General features: G+C 68.2%; 18 protein-coding genes. 16 read left to right on the top strand and 2 right to left on the bottom strand.

Translation table 11 applies throughout. The features are described 5' to 3' along the window. The first annotated feature begins 17 nt into the window (after positions 1-17). From AC1DZV_RS18760 to dapF, 6 genes are all read left to right on the top strand, one after another. Positions 18-254, top strand: a complete 237-nt coding sequence (locus AC1DZV_RS18760; protein ID WP_028277227.1) for a DUF3046 domain-containing protein — start codon at positions 18-20, stop codon at positions 252-254. Between the two features lie 232 nt (positions 255-486). Beyond that, positions 487-1,539: a recombinase RecA gene (gene recA, locus AC1DZV_RS18755; RefSeq protein WP_018774457.1), complete on the top strand. Its 1,053-nt coding sequence runs from the start codon at positions 487-489 to the stop codon at positions 1,537-1,539. Next, entirely contained in the window at positions 1,526-2,161 is a 636-nt protein-coding gene (locus tag AC1DZV_RS18750; protein ID WP_476950519.1) for a regulatory protein RecX, read from the top strand. Before recA ends, AC1DZV_RS18750 begins: the two co-directional genes overlap by 14 nt. A gap of 214 nt (positions 2,162-2,375) precedes the next feature. Further along, the gene (miaB, locus tag AC1DZV_RS18745) at positions 2,376-3,863 is read left to right on the top strand and encodes a tRNA (N6-isopentenyl adenosine(37)-C2)-methylthiotransferase MiaB (protein WP_476954356.1); all 1,488 of its coding nucleotides are present in this window, start codon (positions 2,376-2,378) and stop codon (positions 3,861-3,863) included. A gap of 181 nt (positions 3,864-4,044) precedes the next feature. Continuing rightward, a complete protein-coding gene (gene miaA / locus AC1DZV_RS18740; protein ID WP_476954355.1) occupies positions 4,045-4,950 on the top strand; it encodes a tRNA (adenosine(37)-N6)-dimethylallyltransferase MiaA in 906 nt (301 codons plus the stop codon). Between the two features lie 51 nt (positions 4,951-5,001). Continuing rightward, entirely contained in the window at positions 5,002-5,955 is a 954-nt protein-coding gene (dapF, locus tag AC1DZV_RS18735) for a diaminopimelate epimerase (protein ID WP_476950518.1), read from the top strand. Here dapF and AC1DZV_RS18730 read toward each other — a convergent pair. Continuing rightward, a complete protein-coding gene (locus AC1DZV_RS18730) occupies positions 5,936-6,550 on the bottom strand; it encodes a class I SAM-dependent methyltransferase (RefSeq protein ID WP_476950517.1) in 615 nt (204 codons plus the stop codon). The two genes, dapF and AC1DZV_RS18730, sit on opposite strands and share 20 nt — an antisense overlap. A gap of 552 nt (positions 6,551-7,102) precedes the next feature. On the opposite strand from AC1DZV_RS18730, the gene hflX reads away from it, so the two are divergent. Both hflX and AC1DZV_RS18720 read left to right on the top strand, forming a co-directional pair. Next, positions 7,103-8,707 carry a GTPase HflX gene (gene hflX / locus AC1DZV_RS18725; protein WP_476950516.1) on the top strand — a complete coding sequence of 535 codons (1,605 nt, stop codon included), beginning with the start codon at positions 7,103-7,105 and terminating at the stop codon, positions 8,705-8,707. After that, entirely contained in the window at positions 8,700-10,856 is a 2,157-nt protein-coding gene (locus AC1DZV_RS18720) for an ATP-dependent DNA helicase (protein ID WP_476954340.1), read from the top strand. The genes hflX and AC1DZV_RS18720 overlap by 8 nt, the downstream gene beginning before the upstream one ends. A 97-nt stretch (positions 10,857-10,953) precedes the next feature. On the opposite strand, the gene lexA is transcribed toward AC1DZV_RS18720, so the two are convergent. Then, positions 10,954-11,703, bottom strand: a complete 750-nt coding sequence (gene lexA / locus AC1DZV_RS18715; protein ID WP_028277234.1) for a transcriptional repressor LexA — start codon at positions 11,701-11,703, stop codon at positions 10,954-10,956. A gap of 750 nt (positions 11,704-12,453) precedes the next feature. On the opposite strand from lexA, the gene AC1DZV_RS18710 reads away from it, so the two are divergent. From AC1DZV_RS18710 to AC1DZV_RS18675, 8 genes are all read left to right on the top strand, one after another. Beyond that, positions 12,454-12,627 (top strand): LysM peptidoglycan-binding domain-containing protein, encoded by a 174-nt coding sequence (locus AC1DZV_RS18710; RefSeq protein ID WP_476945699.1) that lies wholly within the window; start codon positions 12,454-12,456, stop codon positions 12,625-12,627. Between the two features lie 68 nt (positions 12,628-12,695). Further along, complete coding sequence (locus AC1DZV_RS18705; RefSeq protein WP_476954339.1) at positions 12,696-13,814, top strand: histidinol-phosphate transaminase; 1,119 nt, start codon at positions 12,696-12,698, stop codon at positions 13,812-13,814. A gap of 71 nt (positions 13,815-13,885) precedes the next feature. Beyond that, positions 13,886-14,512: an imidazoleglycerol-phosphate dehydratase HisB gene (hisB, locus tag AC1DZV_RS18700; protein WP_476954338.1), complete on the top strand. Its 627-nt coding sequence runs from the start codon at positions 13,886-13,888 to the stop codon at positions 14,510-14,512. Continuing rightward, positions 14,509-15,237, top strand: coding sequence for an imidazole glycerol phosphate synthase subunit HisH (hisH, locus tag AC1DZV_RS18695; RefSeq protein ID WP_476954337.1), 729 nt, complete (start codon positions 14,509-14,511; stop codon positions 15,235-15,237). Before hisB ends, hisH begins: the two co-directional genes overlap by 4 nt. Further along, the gene (locus AC1DZV_RS18690) at positions 15,238-15,396 is read left to right on the top strand and encodes a hypothetical protein (protein WP_164468561.1); all 159 of its coding nucleotides are present in this window, start codon (positions 15,238-15,240) and stop codon (positions 15,394-15,396) included. It begins immediately after the preceding gene. A gap of 42 nt (positions 15,397-15,438) precedes the next feature. Then, on the top strand, positions 15,439-16,185 hold the full coding sequence (priA, locus tag AC1DZV_RS18685; RefSeq protein WP_243181770.1) for a bifunctional 1-(5-phosphoribosyl)-5-((5-phosphoribosylamino)methylideneamino)imidazole-4-carboxamide isomerase/phosphoribosylanthranilate isomerase PriA: 747 nt from the start codon (positions 15,439-15,441) through the stop codon (positions 16,183-16,185). A gap of 14 nt (positions 16,186-16,199) precedes the next feature. Then, positions 16,200-17,156, top strand: coding sequence for an SseB family protein (locus AC1DZV_RS18680; protein WP_476954336.1), 957 nt, complete (start codon positions 16,200-16,202; stop codon positions 17,154-17,156). A gap of 62 nt (positions 17,157-17,218) precedes the next feature. Next, a complete protein-coding gene (locus AC1DZV_RS18675) occupies positions 17,219-18,532 on the top strand; it encodes an MFS transporter (protein WP_476954335.1) in 1,314 nt (437 codons plus the stop codon). Positions 18,533-18,594 lie beyond the last annotated feature (62 nt).

Raw genomic sequence — 18,594 nt, 5'->3', positions numbered from 1 at the left:
CGTGAGAGACTTTACTCGTGCGAATCAGTGACTTTTGGCGGCTTATGGACGACGAGTTCGGCGCGGGATACTCCCGCGTCCTGAGCAATTCGCTGGTCTTGGCTGGGGTCGGAGGCCGCACCGCGGACCAGGCCCTCAGCGCCGGCATTCCGCCGCGCCAGGTGTGGCTTGCCCTGTGCGACGTCCAGGACGTTCCGCCGGAACGCCGCCTGGGCCGCGACGTCAAACCCCGTGACACCACCGGGCCCCGCTGACGCCTGCTGACGCCCGCGCCGTCGCGCTGACGCCGGCTGAGCACCGCTGACGCCTGACACGCCGCCCGCTTGTTCGAATATCTGTTCGGATAGCGATATGCTTTTTTTCAGACCGTTTTCCACATAAGTGGTTCTCCCGACAACTTTGTCGGAGGGTGCCAGTAGCGTCAGTGATGACAGACAAAGGCCTCCACGGCCACTCCACAGCGAGAAAGTATTAGAGGTGTGAATCATGGCCGCAGCCCCGGATCGCCAGAAGGCGCTCGACGCAGCGCTTGCCCAGATTGACAAGCAGTTCGGCAAAGGCTCGGTCATGCGCCTCGGCGATGAAGTCCGTGCACCCATCGAAGTCATCCCGACCGGGTCCATCGCACTGGACGTCGCCCTGGGAATTGGCGGCCTGCCCCGCGGCCGCGTCGTGGAAATCTACGGTCCGGAATCATCCGGTAAGACCACGGTCGCGCTGCACGCGGTTGCCAATGCCCAGCGCCAGGGCGGCATTGCCGCCTTCATCGACGCCGAGCACGCCCTCGATCCGGAATATGCCGCCAAGCTGGGCGTCGACACCGACGCGCTCCTGGTCTCCCAGCCGGACACCGGCGAGCAGGCGCTGGAAATCATGGACATGCTTATCGGGTCCGGCTCCCTTGACGTCATAGTCATCGACTCCGTGGCCGCCCTCGTTCCCCGCGCGGAAATCGAAGGCGACATGGGCGACAGCCACGTGGGCCTGCAGGCCCGCCTGATGAGCCAGGCCCTACGTAAAATCACCGGCCGCCTGAGCCAGACGAAGACCACGGCCATCTTCATCAACCAGCTGCGTGAAAAGATCGGTGTCTTCTTCGGCTCCCCGGAAACCACCACCGGTGGTAAGGCGCTGAAGTTCTACGCCTCCATCCGCATCGACGTCCGCCGCATCCAGACCCTGAAAGAGGGCGCCGATTCCGTCGGCAACCGCACCAAGGCCAAAATCGTCAAGAACAAGATGGCCCCGCCCTTCAAGATCGCCGAGTTCGACATCATCTACGGCCAGGGCATTTCCCGTGAGGGCGGCATCATCGACATGGGTGTCGAGCACGGCCTGATCAAAAAGTCGGGCTCCTGGTTCACCTACGATGGCGACCAGCTGGGCCAGGGCATGGAGAACTCCCGCCGCTTCCTGCGCGACAACCCGGAGCTGGCGGCCGAACTGGAGCGCCTGATCAAGGAAAAGCTCGGCGTTGGCGTCAAGGCCCCGGCTGAGACCGAGGAATCTCCGAAGCTGAAGGCCGTTGACGGCTTCTAACAGCCGGCGGCGCAAAGGGGCAGGATTTCCATCACGGAATCCTGCCCCCGGCTTTGCCGGCCCGGATCAGCCGGCGGACCGCACCGATGGCGCGGATTCGCCGGCCGGGCAGGACCGGGACGCGGACCCCGCGGCGGTGGCGCGTGCCATCGTGCTGCGGCAGCTGACGAATTCGCCCAAGAGCCGGCTGCAGCTCTCGCGCAAGCTGGCCGAGCGCAACGTCCCTGAGGACGTCGCGGAGGCCGTGCTGGACCGCTTCGAGGAAGTGCGGCTGGTTGACGACGCCGAGTTCGCCGACATGTGGGTCCGCAGCAGGTCCCAGACGCGCAAGCTCGCCAAAGGGGCCTTGCGGCGCGAACTTGCGGACAAGGGCATCGACCCGGAGATCGCTGCCGGTGCACTGGACCAGCTCAGCGACGCCGACGAGGAAACGGCCGCCCGGGAGCTCGTGGAGCGCAAGCTGCGGGGATTCACCGGCGGCGAAGACCGGGCCGAACGCGACAAAGTTACGCGCCGCCTCGCGTCAATGCTGGCCCGCAAGGGATACCAGCCGTCGCTCGCCTTCCGGGTGGTGGGTGAGGTGCTCGATGCCGCCGCCGGCCCAGCGGGGGACGGGGATTAGGACCGCCGGGCCGGGGTCTGCGCCGGCCCAGCCGCTGCCCACCACCCTTACCCGTTACCCTTAACAGGTGAGTTTTACCATTCCCTCCCCAACGGCCGGCACGACTTCTCCGACAGCGCCACCGGCGGTGCAGCCAGCAGGGCCCCAGACATTCGCTGCGGACCCCGTTTCCGCACCGGAAAGTCCCGCCCCGGCCCAGCCCCGCACCTACCAGGTGCGCACTTTCGGCTGCCAGATGAACGTGCACGATTCCGAGCGGATGGCCGGCATGCTGGAAGCCGCAGGCTACGTCCCCTCCGCCGGCGAGCTGGCCGACGTCGTGGTCTTCAACACCTGCGCGGTCCGGGAAAACGCCGACAACAAGCTGTACGGCAACCTCGGCATCCTCGCCCCGGTCAAGGCAGCCAACCCGGGCATGCAGATCGCCGTCGGCGGCTGTCTCGCGCAAAAAGACCGCGAGACCATCCTCAAGAAAGCCCCGTGGGTGGATGCCGTGTTCGGCACCCACAATGTCGGTGCCCTGCCGGCGCTGCTGGACCGGGCCCGCCACAACAATGAGGCCCAGCTGGAGATCCTCGAATCGCTGGACGTCTTTCCCTCCACCCTCCCCACCAAGCGGGACTCCGTCTACTCGGGCTGGGTATCGATCTCGGTGGGCTGCAACAACACCTGCACCTTCTGCATCGTCCCGGCCCTGCGGGGCAAGGAAAAGGACCGCCGCCCCGGCGAGATCCTGGCCGAAATCCAGGCGCTCGTGGACGACGGTGCCATCGAGGTAACCCTGCTGGGCCAGAACGTGAACTCCTACGGCGTCGAATTCGGCGACCGGCAGGCGTTCTCCAAGCTCCTGCGTGCCTGCGGAGACATTCCGGGCCTGGAGCGGGTCCGGTTCACCAGCCCGCACCCGGCCGCCTTCACCGACGACGTCATCGACGCCATGGCCGAGACCCCCAACGTCATGCCGCAGCTGCACATGCCCCTGCAGTCCGGCTCGGACAAGGTCCTCAAGGACATGAAGCGGTCCTACCGCTCGACCAAGTTCCTCGGCATCCTGGACAAGGTCCGCGAGAAAATCCCGCACGCCGCCATCTCCACGGACATCATCGTCGGGTTCCCCGGCGAGACCGAGGAGGACTTCCAGGCCACCCTCGACGTCGTGGAGAAATCCCGGTTCGCCACCGCCTTCACCTTCCAGTACTCCAAGCGGCCCGGCACGCCCGCCGCGGACCTGCCGGACCAGCTGCCCAAGGCCGTGGTCCAGGAGCGCTTCGAACGCCTCACTGCCCTGCAGGACCGGATTGCCGCCGAGGAAAACGCCCGGCAGCTTGGCCGCCGCGTCGAGGTCATGGTGACGGCCCAGTCGGGCCGTAAGGCTGGGGAAACCCACCGCCTCTCCGGCCGGTCCCAAGACCAGCGGCTGGTGCACTTCTCCGTGCCCGCCGGAGCCGAAGTGCCCCGGCCCGGCGATCTGGTGACTGTCACCATCACGGAGGCGGCGGCGTTCCACCTCGTCTCCGACCCCGCCTCGGCCGAGGACTACAGCCTGCGCCGGTCCCGTGCCGGCGATGCCTGGGACCGGTCGCAGGCAGATTCGTGCGGCGCAGGCCCAGCAGGCAAAACCAGCCCGGCGGGGAAGACCAGCGCGTCGGGCACCTCCGGCGTGTCGCTGGGCATGCCCAGCCTCCCGGCCCGCGGCCGTTAGCGCCGTGCGCGGCCCGCAGGGCGCTCCCGGCAACGCAGCAGTCCAGAACCCAGCAGCCCGGGCCACAGCGGTCGAGGACACAGCCCAGGCCACGGCGGTCGAGGCCACAGCCCAGGCCGCTGCCCAGCAGGACGCTGCCCAAAATTCGGCGGCGCAGGGGGCACAGCCGGCTGCTCCGCCGGTGATCGCCGTCGTCGGGCCGACGGGATCCGGCAAATCAGACCTGGCCGTCTCCCTCGCCCTCGAACTCGAGGGGGAAGTCGTCAACGCCGACTCGATGCAGTTCTACCGCGGCATGGATATCGGCACCGCCAAGATCACCGAGGCGGAGCGCCGCGGTGTGCCGCATCACCTGCTGGACATTCTGGACGTGACCGAGGAAGCGAGCGTCTCGGACTTCCAGCAGCAGGCCCGGGCGTTAATCGCCGACATCCACGGCCGGGGTAAGCGGGCCATTCTGGCCGGCGGCTCCGGACTCTACGTCCGCGCCGCCCTCGACGTCCTGGAATTCCCCGGCACGGATCCGAACATCCGCGGCCGGCTCGAGGCGGAACTGGCTACCGCGGGAGCCGCGCCCCTTCGGCAACGGCTCGAGGCAGTGGACCCCGTCTCCGCGGGCAGGCTCGGCGATGAGCGCAGGATCATCCGCGCCCTGGAAGTCTTCGAGCTCACCGGGCGGCCATTCAGCTCCTTCATGCCGGCCCGCCAATACTTCCAGCCTGCCATCCAGATCGGACTCGAGGTGGACCGGGAACTGCTCCGGCAGCGCCTGGCCGACCGGGTCCATGCCATGGTGGACCGGGGGCTCCTGGACGAGGTCCGCCGGCTGGACGCAGCAGGGCTCCGCAGCGGCCGGACCGCGCCGCGGGCCCTCGGCTACGCCCAGTTCCTCCGGGTGCTCGACGGTGCCTCCAGCGTGGAGCAGGCCGCGGACGAAACCATCGTCGCCACCCGGCAGTTCGCGCGCCGCCAGCTGACCTGGTTCCGTGCGGATCCCCGGGTCACCTGGCTGGGCTGGCACGATCCTGACCTCGTGGCCAAGGCCGCCGGCCTCTGCCGGGCGACGCCGGTTCTGCCTCCGGCGTAGCGCTTGGGTCACGGTGCCGGAGCGGTCGGGGCGGAACGGTAACCTTGGAGCATGGACGAATCCCAAGCCGTAGCCGCTGACCGTACTGCCGGCGATACCGCCCCGCTGAGCGGTCTGAAGTTTTCCAAAGGCCACGGAACGGGCAACGACTTTGTCCTGATCGCAGACCTCAACGGCGCGCTCGAGTTGAGCCCGGAGCACGTCGCGGCGCTCTGTGACCGGCACCGTGGCATCGGCGGCGACGGCCTGATCCGGGCCGTGCCCTCCCGGCTCCTGCCCGAGGGGCAGCAATTGCTGACCGCGCACCCCGATGCCGAGTGGTTCATGGACTACCGCAACGGCGACGGCTCGCTCTCTGAGATGTGCGGGAACGGAGTCCGCGTCTTTGTGCACTTCCTCATCGCCGAAGGCCTCGTGGACCTGCCGGCCGGCGAATCGCTCGTCATTGGAACCCGGGGCGGTGCCAAGACGATCGTCCGGACGGCTGCGGGCTACGCCGTGGACATGGGCCCCTGGGAGTTCATTTTCCCGGGCGAGGCGACCGCGCGGGCCATGGACTCGCTGGTCAGCGCCGACGGGCTCGAAGTCGCGCGGCCCGCCCTCTCCGTCAGCATGGGCAACCCGCACACCGTCGTGGCCCTGGCCGAAACAGCCGAACTGGAGGCCACGCAGCTGTTCACTGCCCCCCGGGTGGACCCGACGCCGCCGCACGGCACCAACGTCGAATTCGTTGTGCCCTCCGAACCACTGGTGCACGACGGTACCGGCACCATCACCATGCGGGTCCACGAGCGCGGAGTGGGGGAGACCCAGTCATGCGGCACGGGCGCCTGCGCCGCCGCCGTCGCGATTCGCCATTGGGCCGGGCAGGGCGCGCCGGACGCGTGGAACGTCCACGTCCCCGGCGGCGTCGTCGGCGTGAAATTCTTCCTGGGCCCGGAGGGGCACGAACACGTCGAACTCAGCGGCCCGGCCGTGATCGTGGCTAGCGGGACGCTTTCCTGATTCGAAGGATCCGGAACGACTTCGACGTGCTCTCCCGGGTCACGCTGAAGCTGGCGTCGAGCTCCGCCGAGAGCCAGCGCTGCAGCGAGTCGGAGCCGAGGTTCTTCTGGACCACGAGCCAGGCCGATCCGCCCGGCGCCAGCCTGGGAATCCACAGGCGCAGGAGGGCATGAAGTTCATCCTTGCCGATCCTGATCGGGGGGTTGGACCAGATGGTGTCAAAGCGCAGGTCGGGGTCCACGGCGCCCGGCGTGCTGGCGGATACGTTGTGCAGCCCCAGCAGCCCGGCGTTTTCATTGGTCAGGGTCACGCAGCGTTCGTTCACGTCCACCGCGTAGACCTGGGCGTGCGGTGCCCGCAGGGCCATGGTCAGGGCGATCGGTCCCCAGCCGCAACCGATATCCAGAAGGTTGCCCTGCGGCGACGGCGCCGGGACGTCGGCCAGCAGTACGGCCGTTCCCTTGTCGATCCCGTCCGGGCTGAAGATCCCCGAGGACGTCTGCAGCCGGCGCGTCTCACCGGCAAGATCCACGGTGAGCGGCTTGCGGGTAAATGGCCCGGCCGGCTGGGCGCTGAAATAGTGTGCAGACTCCATAATGGGCCAGATTAGTTCGCGGCCAGCCCGTATGGGAAACCGGGTGGCAGCGCCGGCGTCTGCTACGCTACAAAACATGATCCTGATCTCCAAGTAGCCGGCACGGGTCCCGTCCCGTCCTTGTCAGGGACGCCGGGGACCCCGAAGCGACGCAGGTAAACGCCTTCCGCTGAGTGCGCCATCGCAGGGGTGAGTTTTCTCACCCGCGGGCGCCCGCACCACTTGGAATCCAGCCATTTCCCAGGCACGGAGTTTTGCTAGCACTGTGCTGGCGCTGTACTCCCGGGCCCGGCGTGGCGGAGGCACCCACCTCACCGTGTTTTGCACCGGCACGGCACCGCCCAGACAGCCAGTGTCCCCGTAGCCAGGCGCCTTAGCCGCCTCTACCGTCACCCAGCCACCGCTCTGCACAGAGCCAGCCCCGCCCCGGCGCCGTTGCCGCGGGCATTCCAGGAGGCCCCCATGACCACCCGCCGTCAGCCCAGCGCGAATACCGCCCCACAGAGCAACAATCGGCACTATTCTGAAAGAGCCGAACCTTTAAAGGAGACCATGACCAGCCACCCCAACACCGGACCCGATTCAGCAGCCCAGGACATGAGCCCTGAAGAGATTCAAGCTGTAATCGACCGGATCCTTTCCAAGGACACCCCCGCCCCAGGCCGCGGCGGCGGCGCCGGCACCAGCCATGGCACCGCCGCCGGTGCTGGTACCAGCAGCCCGACGTCGGTGCTCGGCAAGGCGCAGGCCATCTCCCGCCTGGACGAGGTGTACACCAACTTCGACGGCGACCAGCAGGACCTTGAGGAACGGCACGCACTGCGCCGCAAGGCCGGCCTGTCCACCGAGCTCGAAGACGTCACCGAGGTCGAATACCGGCAGTTGCGCCTTGAGCGCGTCGTCCTGGCCGGCCTCTGGACCGAGGGCACCCTCGCGGACGCCGAGAACTCCCTGCGCGAACTTGCCGCCCTCGCTGAGACGGCCGGCTCCGAGGTCCTCGACGGGCTCGTCCAGCGGCGCGCCAAGCCCGATCCCGGGACTTTCCTCGGCTCCGGCAAGGCACAGGAGCTGAAAGCCATCGTGATGTCCACCGGCGCCGACACCGTCGTCGTCGACGCCGAACTGGCCCCCTCCCAGCGGCGCGGGCTCGAGGACATCGTCAAGGTCAAGGTCATTGACCGTACAGCGCTGATCCTGGACATCTTCGCCCAGCACGCCAAGAGCCGTGAAGGCAAGGCCCAGGTGGAGCTCGCCCAGCTCGAATACCTGCTCCCGCGCCTGCGCGGCTGGGGCGAATCGATGTCCCGCCAGGCCGGTGGCCAGGTGGGCGGCGCCGGTGCCGGCATGGGCTCGCGTGGTCCCGGTGAAACCAAGATCGAACTGGACCGCCGTCGGATCCGCACCCGGATGGCCAAGCTGCGGCGCGAAATCGCCGCCATGAAGCCTGCCCGGGAAACGAAGCGCGCCAACCGCCGTCGTAATGCCGTGCCCTCTGTCGCGATCGCCGGCTACACCAACGCCGGGAAGTCCTCGCTGCTGAACCGGCTGACCGACGCGGGGGTGCTGGTGGAAAACGCCCTGTTCGCCACCCTGGACCCCACCGTCCGCAAGGCCGAAACCGCTGACGGGCTGGGATACACCCTGGCCGACACCGTGGGCTTTGTCCGTTCCCTGCCCACCCAGCTCGTGGAGGCATTCCGCTCCACGCTGGAAGAGGTCGCCGACTCTGACCTGATCCTGCATGTCGTGGACGTCTCGCACCCGGATCCGGAGGGCCAGATCGCCGCTGTCCGGACGGTCTTCAGCGAAGTCGACGCGCGCAAGGTTCCGGAAATCATTGTCCTGAACAAGGCCGACGCCGCTGACCCGTTCGTGGTCGAACGGCTCAAGCAGCGCGAGCCACGCCACGTGGTGGTCTCGGCCCGCACCGGCGAAGGCATTCCGGAACTGCTCAAGGCCATCAGCGACGGCATTCCGCGGCCCAGCGTGAAGCTTGAACTGCTCATCCCGTACAACCGCGGGGATCTGATCAGCAAGCTCCACGAGAGCGACGCCGAGATCCTCAGCCTCGACCACGAGGAAACCGGGACCCGTGCCGTGGTGATGGTGCGTGAAGGACTCGCCGCCGAACTGGATCCCTTCATTAGCAATGACTGAGGCTGCGGTGACCAGGACCGACGCCGATCCAGCCGACGCCGAACCAGCCGACGCCGAACCAGCTGATGCTGGGCCGGCCGAAACTGACACCGGCGCCGGCGCCGGTTCAGGTGCCGGCGCGGCCGGCGAGGAGTTTGTTGTTAAGCTGCTCGACCGTGCCGTGTCCGGCATGGGCGGGCAGAGCCGCGATGGCCAGCACGAAATGGCCCGGCAGGTGGCGCGCGCGATAGACAGCGGCGATCACCTGCTGGTCCAGGCCGGCACCGGCACCGGCAAGTCGCTGGCCTACCTGATTCCGCTGATCGCGCATTCGCTGACCAGCAACAAACCCACCCTGGTCTCCACCGCCACCCTGGCGCTGCAGACGCAGATTGTGGGCCGGGACCTGCCCAGGCTGCTCAAGACCATCACGCCCGCCCTGGAGCGGCCCGTCAAGGTCGCCCTGGTCAAGGGCCGTTCCAACTACGTCTGCCGGCACAAACTCGAGGGCGGCTTCCCGTCCGAAGAACCTTCCGAGGGACAGCTGTTTTCCCTGGGCGAGGACACCAGCGTGCCGCATTTCGCCGCCGCACTTGGCGGGCCGTCCTCCCAGCTGGGCAAGGAAGTCGTCCGCCTGCGCGAATGGGCCGAGGAGACCACCACGGGGGACCGCGACGAGCTCATGCCAGGCGTCACGGACCGGGCCTGGCGCCAGGTCTCGGTCACCTCCATGGAGTGCCTCGGCGCGCAGAAATGCCCGCTCGCGGCCGAATGCTTCAGCGAACTGGCACGGCAGAACGCCGCCGATGCCGACGTCGTGGTCACCAACCACGCCATGCTCGCCGTCAGTGCCTTCGAAGGCCTGGCGGTGCTGCCCGAGTACGACGTCGTCGTGGTGGATGAAGCACACGAACTTCAGGACCGCGTCACGGGCGCGGTCTCGGGCCAGCTCTCCGTGGCGATGGTGCACGCCGCCGCGTCCGGGGCCCGGAAGCACACGGGCATCACCGTGGATGCACTGAACAATGCCGCTGCCCACCTGGAGCTCGCCATCGACGGCGTCCCCAGCGGGCTGATGCCCAACGGCCTGAACAGCGGGCAGCTGGACTGCATCGACCAGCTGCGCGACGCATGCCGCGCCGCCCTGTCCGATTCCAAGGGGGACAGCTCCGTGTCGGCGGACGGCGGACGGCAGCTGGCCCGCTCGCGCCTCATGGTCATCCTGGAGCTCTGTGAACGCCTCCTGGCCGCGCGCGAAAACCGCGAAGTCGTGTGGTTCTCCCGCAACAGCAGCTTCGATCCGGCGCAGGGCTACTCGCAGCCGGACGAGAGCGCGCCGGCGTTGATCAATGTTGCCCCGCTGAGCGTCGCAGGGCGGTTGCGCGAGGGCCTGTTCGCAGACCACACCGTCATCCTGACCTCGGCCACACTGGCCATCGGCGCCGCCTTCGAACCCGCCGCCGGCGGCCTGGGCCTGGTTGGCAACGGCGCACCGAGCTGGACCGGCGTCGACGTCGGCTCCCCGTTCGACTACCCGAAGCAGGGCATTCTCTACGTCGCCCGGCACCTGCCCAAACCCGGCCGCGGAACGTCCCCCGAGGCCCTGGACGAACTCGAGAAGCTGATCCGCGCCTCCGGCGGAGGCGCCCTGTGCCTGTTCTCCTCGCGGCGCGCCGCAGAGGAAGCAGCCGAGTCCATGCGGCCCCGGCTGGGCCTCAGCATCCTGTGCCAGGGGGAGTCGACCATGACGGCGCTCGTGCGGCAGTTTGCCGACGAACCTGACACGTGTTTGTTCGGCACCATGTCCCTCTGGCAGGGCGTCGACGTCCCTGGCGTGTCCTGCCGGCTGGTGGTCATCGACCGGATTCCCTTCCCGCGGCCGGACGACCCGCTGATGACGGCACGTTCGCGGGCCGTGGCCCAGGCCGGCGGCAATGGCTTCATGGCCGTCTCGGCCACGCACGCCGCCATCCGCCTCGCGCAGGGCGCCGGACGGCTGATCCGCTCGACCTCGGATAAGGGCGTGGTGGCAGTGCTGGATTCGCGGCTCTCTACGGAGCGTTACGGCGGCTTCCTGCGCGCCGCGCTGCCGCCGTTCTGGCCCACCACCGATTCATCGATAGCCATGGCAGCCCTGAAGCGCCTGGCGAAAGACTCCGCAAAAGCCTAAGTCCCAAACCGGGGCCGCCACCCTGCGCCGGAAATCCGCCGCGGGGTGGCCGCTCCGAACTGGCGGCATGGCCCGGGACGGCTAAGGGGAGCGCAGTTTAGAGTGAGCGCAGTACCGAGACGACCTTGCCCATGATGACGGCGTGGTCGCCCAGGATGGGCTCGTACTGGGTGTTTTGCGGCAACAGCCACGTGTGGCCGTCCCGCTGGCGGAAGGTCTTGACCGTGGCTTCGTCGTCCAGCAGGGCGGCAACGATGTCGCCGTTCACGGCATCGCCCTGGCGGCGGACAACCACCCAATCGCCGTCGCAGATGGCGGCGTCGATCATCGAGTCGCCGGCCACTTTGAGCATGAAGAGTTCGCCATGGCCCACGAGCTGGCGGGGCAGCGGCATGACGTCCTCCACCACCTGGTCCGCGAGGATCGGCCCGCCGGCGGCGATGCGTCCGACGAACGGCACCATTGCCGTGTCGGTGGCGCTGGCCAGCTCAGTCACTGACAGGCCGCCGACGGCCCGCAGGCCGCTTGACTTCTCGACACCGGAAATCGGTGTGGTCCCCTCGTCCAGGGTCAGCGGCATGAGCACTTCCATGGCCCGCGGGCGCTTCGGATCACGCCGCAGGTAGCCGAGCTTTTCGAGCTGGGAGAGCTGGTGGGTCACGCTCGAGAGGCTGGCGAGACCGACGGTGTCGCCGATTTCGCGCATGGACGGCGGATAGCCCTTGTCCGTGACGGACCGCTGGATGGTCTCCAGGATTTTCTTTTGCCGGACGGTGAGGCTCTTGGGGGCCCGGGCGGGCTGCGGGCTCCGTGGGGTGGCCCTGCCGCCGGTGGCTTGTGCTGCCATGTTCGCCAACGCCTTTCCGTTCCGCCCGGCTGCCGTGGCTGCTGTCACCGGGAACTTCCGGCCTGAAATGTCAGACCCTGCTGATCAACTACGAATGAATTCCCACGGGTAGTTCGAAAGTGGGAGTTCGAAAGTGGTTGTCCTGTCCCTCAAAAATAGGCCAGCCGCAGACCTTTTTCAAACATTTGTTCTAGCGAGTCTCGACATCGTTCGTTAGTAAGTGCTAAAACAGAACTAGCAAGATTCGAATATGTGTTCGATTCCGACGAACTGGGTTCGCAAGCGATGTTCGGTTCTATGTTCGAAGGTTCGGCCGGTTGGCGGCGAGTACGTGAGTACGCCGGGCGGCAACTTATGGTCCAGGAGGGCTCAGTTCATGTCAGTTTCAAGCGCGTTTGACGGCACTAACATTCAGGACGTCACGACCCGCCACCGCGGTGTTGGTCCAGGTGGCGCAGCGGCTCGCCGCAACATCGGACACGGCAGCCTCGGACACGGCAGTCGCGACCAAGGCGGCATGGGCCAGGGTGGTTCCCTTCACGGCAACGTGTACCCGCTCAACGCCAGGCGCCGCAAGGAGCCGCCGCGGTTTCCGGCGGCCGGACCAAGCAGCCGCCGCTGCGGCTCACCCGGCGCGGACGCTTCGTCTTCTTCGGTGTCCCGCTGATCCTGCTGGCGGCGTTCATCCTGTCGTTCAGCGGATTCCTCAACGCTCCCGCGAAAGCGGCAGATTCCGCAGACCAGCTCTCGGTGACGCCGACCGTATCCGTCACAGTCCAACCGGGGGAGTCCCTCTGGGCCATTGCCGGGTCGGTGGCTCCGGAGCGCGATCCCCGCGACGTCGTGGCCGACATCGTGGAGCTGAACAATCTGGACGCCGCGCGTGTGATGCCGGGCCAGCAACTGTTCGTCCCGTCCAAGTAACCACCCCCGGGTGCCGTCGCGGGCGTCACAGTTTCAGCGCCCGTCCCGCTACCACTTAAACTGGTCACGTGACTGACCAGCTTGAGCGCCTCAACCGACTGCCCCTCCGAACCAATCTGCGTGGCCTGCGTCCGTATGGCGCGCCGCAGCTGGACGTCCCCATCCTGCTCAACGTCAACGAGAACACCCATGGGGTCCCGGCCGATGTCCGCGCAGCGATCACCGAGGCCGTGAGTGCCGCCGCTGCCGGGCTGAACCGCTATCCGGACCGTGAATTCACCGAATTGCGCGAAGCCCTCGCCGAATACCTTGGCCACGGGCTGGACGCGGAGAACATCTGGGCCGCGAATGGTTCCAACGAAGTCCTTCAGCAGATCCTCCAGGCCTTCGGCGGCCCCGGCCGGACGGCCCTCGGGTTCCCTCCCACGTATTCGATGTACCCGCTGCTGGCCTCCGGCACGGATACGGAATACGTCGTCGGGGCCCGCGCGTCAGACTATGGGCTCAGCGCGGACTCGGCGGCACAGCAAGTCCGCGAGCTTCAGCCCAACGTTGTCTTCCTCTGTTCCCCGAACAACCCGACCGGCACGGGGCTGGGCCTCGATGTGGTCGAGGCCGTCTATGACGCCGGCGAGGCCAGCCAGACCATCGTGATCGTCGACGAGGCCTACCACGAGTTCGCCCACGACGGCACGCCCAGTGCCCTCACCCTGCTCCCTGGCCGGGAGCGGCTCATCGTCTCGCGCACCATGAGCAAGGCCTTCGCCCTCGCGGGTGCGCGGCTCGGCTACATGGCCGCGGCACCGGAGGTCGCTGACGCCCTGCGCCTGGTCCGTCTCCCGTACCACCTTTCCGCCATCACCCAGGCTGCGGCCCTGGCTGCCCTGCACCACCGGGAGGCGCTCATGGCGGACGTCGAGGACATCAAGCGCCAGCGCGACCGGATCGTGTCGGAACTGACGCGGTTGGGCTTGACCCCGGCCGCGTCCGATTCCAACTACGTGTTCTTTGGCGGCCTCGAGAACCCCCATGAGGTTTGGCAGCAGATGCTGGACGCCGGTGTCCTCATCCGCGACGTCGGTATTCCGGGGCACCTGCGCGTCACCGCGGGCACTGAGACAGAAACCACAGCCTTCCTGGAGGCACTTGAACTTATCCTGGCCGGCTCCGCAAAGCCGCAGGCCTAGACTTGGTGGGGAGCCCGATCGTCCCCGCCAGATTGCCCAACACCCTGCCTTCTTCCAAAGGACACATCTACATGAGCACCACCGGATCCACCACCGCCGAGGGCCGGACCGCACGCATGGAACGGACCACCAGCGAGTCCTCGGTCCTGGTCGAGATCAACCTGGACGGCACCGGCGTTTCAGACATCAGCACGTCGGTCCCGTTCTACGACCACATGCTGACAGCCCTCAGCAAGCACTCCCTGATCGACAYGACGGTCAAGGCCACCGGCGACACCCACATCGATGTCCACCACACTGTCGAGGACGTGGCCATCACTTTCGGCGAGGTTCTGCGGACCGCGCTGGGCAACAAAGCCGGGATCCGCCGTTTTGGCGAGGCGACCGTTCCCCTCGACGAGGCCCTCGCGCAAGCTGTCGTGGACGTCTCCGGCCGCCCCTACCTGGTCCACGCCGGCGAGCCGGCAGGCCAGGAATACCACCTGATCGGCGGCCACTTTACGGGCTCCCTGACCCGTCACGTCTTCGAGGCGATCACCCTTCACGCCGGGATCTGCCTGCACATGAACGTCACCGCCGGGCGCGACCCCCATCACATCGTCGAGGCCCAGTTCAAGGCCTTTGCCCGCGCCCTGCGCGCCGCCGTCGAGCCGGATCCCCGCGTCGAGGGCATCCCGTCGACAAAGGGTGCTTTGTGACCGGCCCGCTGCTCCGCGACGGGGCCATCATCGACCCCGCTGCCGCGACCAAGCCGGTCTCCCCGGAGGGAAAGCCCACCGTTACGGTGCTGGACTACGGCTCCGGGAATGTCCGGTCCGCCGTCCGCGCGCTGGAGCGGGCCGGCGCCGAAGTCATCCTCAGCTCCAAGGCTGAGGATGTCCTCAATGCCGACGGCCTCGTCGTCCCCGGTGTCGGCGCCTTCGAAACCGTCATGCGCGAACTCAAGGCCGTTGACGCCATCCGGATGATCGGCCGCCGTGTCGCCGGAGGCCGTCCCGTGCTGGCCATCTGCGTCGGGCTCCAAGTGCTGTTCGAGGCCGGCGTCGAACACGGCACCGAAGCCGAGGGCATGGGGGAGTGGCCCGGCAAGGTGGAACTGTTGCCTGCCGACGTCGTGCCCCACATGGGCTGGAACACCGTCGCCGTCCCCGAAGGGTCCAGGCTCTTCGCCGGGGTTGAGGACGAGCGGTTCTACTTCGTGCACTCCTACGGTGTCCAGAAGTGGGACTTCGACGTCATCCAGCCGCGGATGGCCGCGCCGCTGGTGACCTGGTCCGACCACGGTGCCCCGTTCATCGCGGCCGTGGAAAACGGCCCGCTGTGTGCCACCCAGTTCCACCCGGAGAAGTCCGGCGACGCCGGCGCCCGGCTGCTGCGCAACTGGGTCCAGGGCCTGCGCCCCGCAGCCCCGGAAGGGACCTAGATGTGGTCTCTGGTGCTCATGGGCGTGGCCGGCCTGCTGGTTGGCGGCGGGATCTCCTTCCGCCAGCAGAAAAGTCCGCTCTGGGTGCAGATCGTTTTCTACATCCTCGCCGGCATGTCACTGCTGGCCGCCTACCTCCTGACCCTGCCGGCGTCCTGACCGCCCCCTCCCCACCACCATCCCCAAGCTGAGGACTCCACGATGACCACCGAAACCCCGCTGCCCGTACTCGAGCTCCTGCCCGCCGTCGACGTCGTCAACGGACAGGCCGTCCGGCTCGTACAGGGCGAAGCCGGCAGCGAGACGAGCTACGGCACCCCGCTGGAGGCCGCCCTCAACTGGCAGCAGCAGGGGGCTGAGTGGGTGCATCTGGTCGACCTGGACGCCGCGTTTGGTCGCGGTTCCAACGCCGAGCTCCTGCGCGAGGTCGTCGGCCGGCTCGATATCAAGGTGGAGCTCTCCGGCGGCCTGCGCGACGACGAATCCCTGGAGAAGGCCCTCGACCTCGGCGTCGCCCGCGTCAACCTGGGCACGGCGGCACTGGAGAACCCGGAATGGACGGCCCGGGTGATCGATCGCTTCGGCGACAAGATTGCCGTCGGCCTGGATGTCCGCGGCACCACCCTCGCCGGCCGGGGCTGGACCAAGGAAGGCGGGGACCTCTGGGACGTGCTCGGCCGCCTCGAGGACGCCGGCTGCGCCCGGTACGTCGTGACCGATGTGACCAAGGACGGCACGCTCCAGGGCCCCAACGTCGAACTCCTGCGCCAGATGGTCGAGAAAACGGGCAAGCCGGTGGTCGCCTCCGGCGGCATTTCCAGCCTCGAGGATCTGAAGGTCCTGCGCTCCCTGGTGCCGCTCGGAGTCGAAGGCGCCATCGTCGGCAAGGCCCTCTACAACGGCAACTTCACCCTGCCCGAGGCCCTCGACGTCGCCGGCCGCCGCTAGCGGCGAAGGTGCCCATGACGCACACCCACGACACCCACGACCCCAATAACCCCCACGAGACAGTGCAGCAAGGGACCGGGGCGGGTCCCGTCCGGCATCTGCCCGGGCACATCGCGGCGGCCCKCGCCGGCGCCGGCGGGGCCACCGACTCCGCCGGCCAACCCTGGGCAGGGCGCAGCCTGTCCGGCGATGACGCCAAGATCCACAATTTCGACAACGACGACGGCACCGCCGACGCCGGCTATCTGGCGGCTTTGTCCGACCTCGCAGCGGGCACTGGCGACGAAGCGGCCGTGGTGGCCGCGCTGGCCACCGCCCGGGTGTTCGTGCCAATCCTCGCCCAGCTCGCCGAAGAGGGCGAGGCCGCGCCCGGCCCCAACGGGGACCCGCTGCACGATGACAAACTGCTTGGGGACAAACAGGCCGACATGGCCCTGGTGACGCTCAAGGCGCCGGACGGGCGGACGGCCATGCCGGTGTTCACCTCGGCGGCGTCACTGACGGCGTGGCACCCGGAGGCCAGGCCGGTCGCCGTGTACGCGGCCCGGGCCGCCTTGTCAGCGGTCGCGGAAGGCGCGGAGCTGCTCGTGCTCGATCCCGGCTCGGAAGTGACGTTCGTGGTCCGCCGGCCGGCAGTCTGGGCCCTCGCCCAACAGCAGCCATGGACGCCGTCATACGCCGATCCCGATCTCGCGGGTGCACTCGGGGAAGGCGCGGTTGGCTTTCCGGCGGTCCGCCGTGTTGAAATTCATCCGGGGGGTGGAGTTGCCTCGGCCACGGCCGATGGCAGGCGGCTCCCCGGTGGGGGAGCCGGCCCGGAACTCCGTGTGGTCCTCTATCTTGAAGACGGTCTCGACGCCGCCGGCGTGCAGTCGATCGTCGCCGGCCTCAATAACGCCTGGGCCCGGAATGAAATCTTTGCCGAGCGGGTTGATTCGATCGAGGTCAAGCTGCAGCGCGCAGCACCATAGCTGACGGCCCAACGGGGGGACCTCCCGGTGCTGCCGTGGGCAGTACCAGAAGGATATAGTCCGTGAATTTCGCGCTTTACCGTCAGCTGCTGGCCATCCGGCCCATCAGGCGCCTCCTGTTGGTCGGCATGATCGCCCGCATACCGCACTCGGCGGCCGGCGTCCTGCTGACCCTGCACATCGTCCTGTCCCTCGGCCAGGGCTACGCCGCCGCCGGAGCGGCCGCCGCCGTGATGACGATCGGTATCGCCGTCGGCGCGCCCTGGCGCGGACGCCGGGTCGACACCGTGGGGCTGCGAAAGGCGCTGATTCCGTCTGTGGTCTCCGAGGCCGTGATCTGGTCGATCGTGCCGCACGTGTCCTACGAAGCCCTGTTGCCCCTGGTCTTCATCGGGGGCCTGCTGACCCTGCCTATCTTCAGCGTGGTGCGGCAGTCGCTGGGCGTGCTGGCCCCCGGGGAACAGCGGCGGACGGCCTTTGCGCTCGACGCCATCGCCACCGAGCTGGTCTTCATGATCGGCCCGGCCGTCGGAGCCGTCGTCGCCACCAGCGGCCAGTCCGTCCTGGGCCTGACAGTCGTGGGAGTGGCCACATCCGTCTCCGGGCTGTTCCTGATGTGGTTCAACCCGCCCACCCGGAGTGCTTCCCCGGACGCCGGGCTTGAGGCGCAGGAGCTGGAGTGCGCGGAAGCCGCAGTGGTCGCCGCCGCGCCGGCCCATCTGCAGGAGGCCGCAGCCGAACTGGCACCCCTGGCGGCCGCCGCCGAGGAGCGCCGCCGGCGGGGCTCCGGCCTGCGCCACCGGGTCATCCACAACTTCAGCTGGTTCACCGCCGCCGTAGCCGCCGTGTTTGCCGTCGGCGCCGGTGCCGGCATGGTCCTCAGCGGCACCGACGTCGGCATCGTCGCGGCGCTCCAGACCGGCGGCCACCAGGCCGAAATCGGCATCGTGTTCCTCTTCTGGTGCGCGGCCTCGGTGGTGGGCGGCGTCCTCTACGGCGCCATGCACCGGGCCGTTTCCCCGATCCTCCTGTTGCTGGGGATGTCAGCGCTGACGGTCCCGATGGCCTTCGCGACCGACGTCTGGACGCTCAGCCTGCTCGCGTTGCTGCCGGGTCTGCTGTGCGCGCCGGTGTTGTCCGCGGCCTCGGAAAAGGTGGCCGAACTGGTGGATGAAAGCCGGCGCGGCGAGGCGATGGGCTGGTACGGGTCATCGCTCACCGGCGGAGTGGCCCTGGGCGCGCCGCTTGCCGGGCTGTTCATTGACCTCATCGGCCCGTCGGCCGGCTTCGTCTCAGTGGGGTTGGCGGGCGTGACCCTCTGCCTGGTGGGGCTGGCCCTGCAACAGGTCCGGCGCAGCCGTCTGGCCCGCGTCTGAACGCTGGCGGCCCCCACTGCGCCGACCCGGGCACGCGCCCGGGCCGTGCGGACGGAAAATCG

The organism is Arthrobacter sp. P1_D12, from assembly GCF_056406175.1.
Note: the sequence above shows the minus strand (reverse complement) of the source record. Positions and strands in the feature narration are given on the sequence as shown.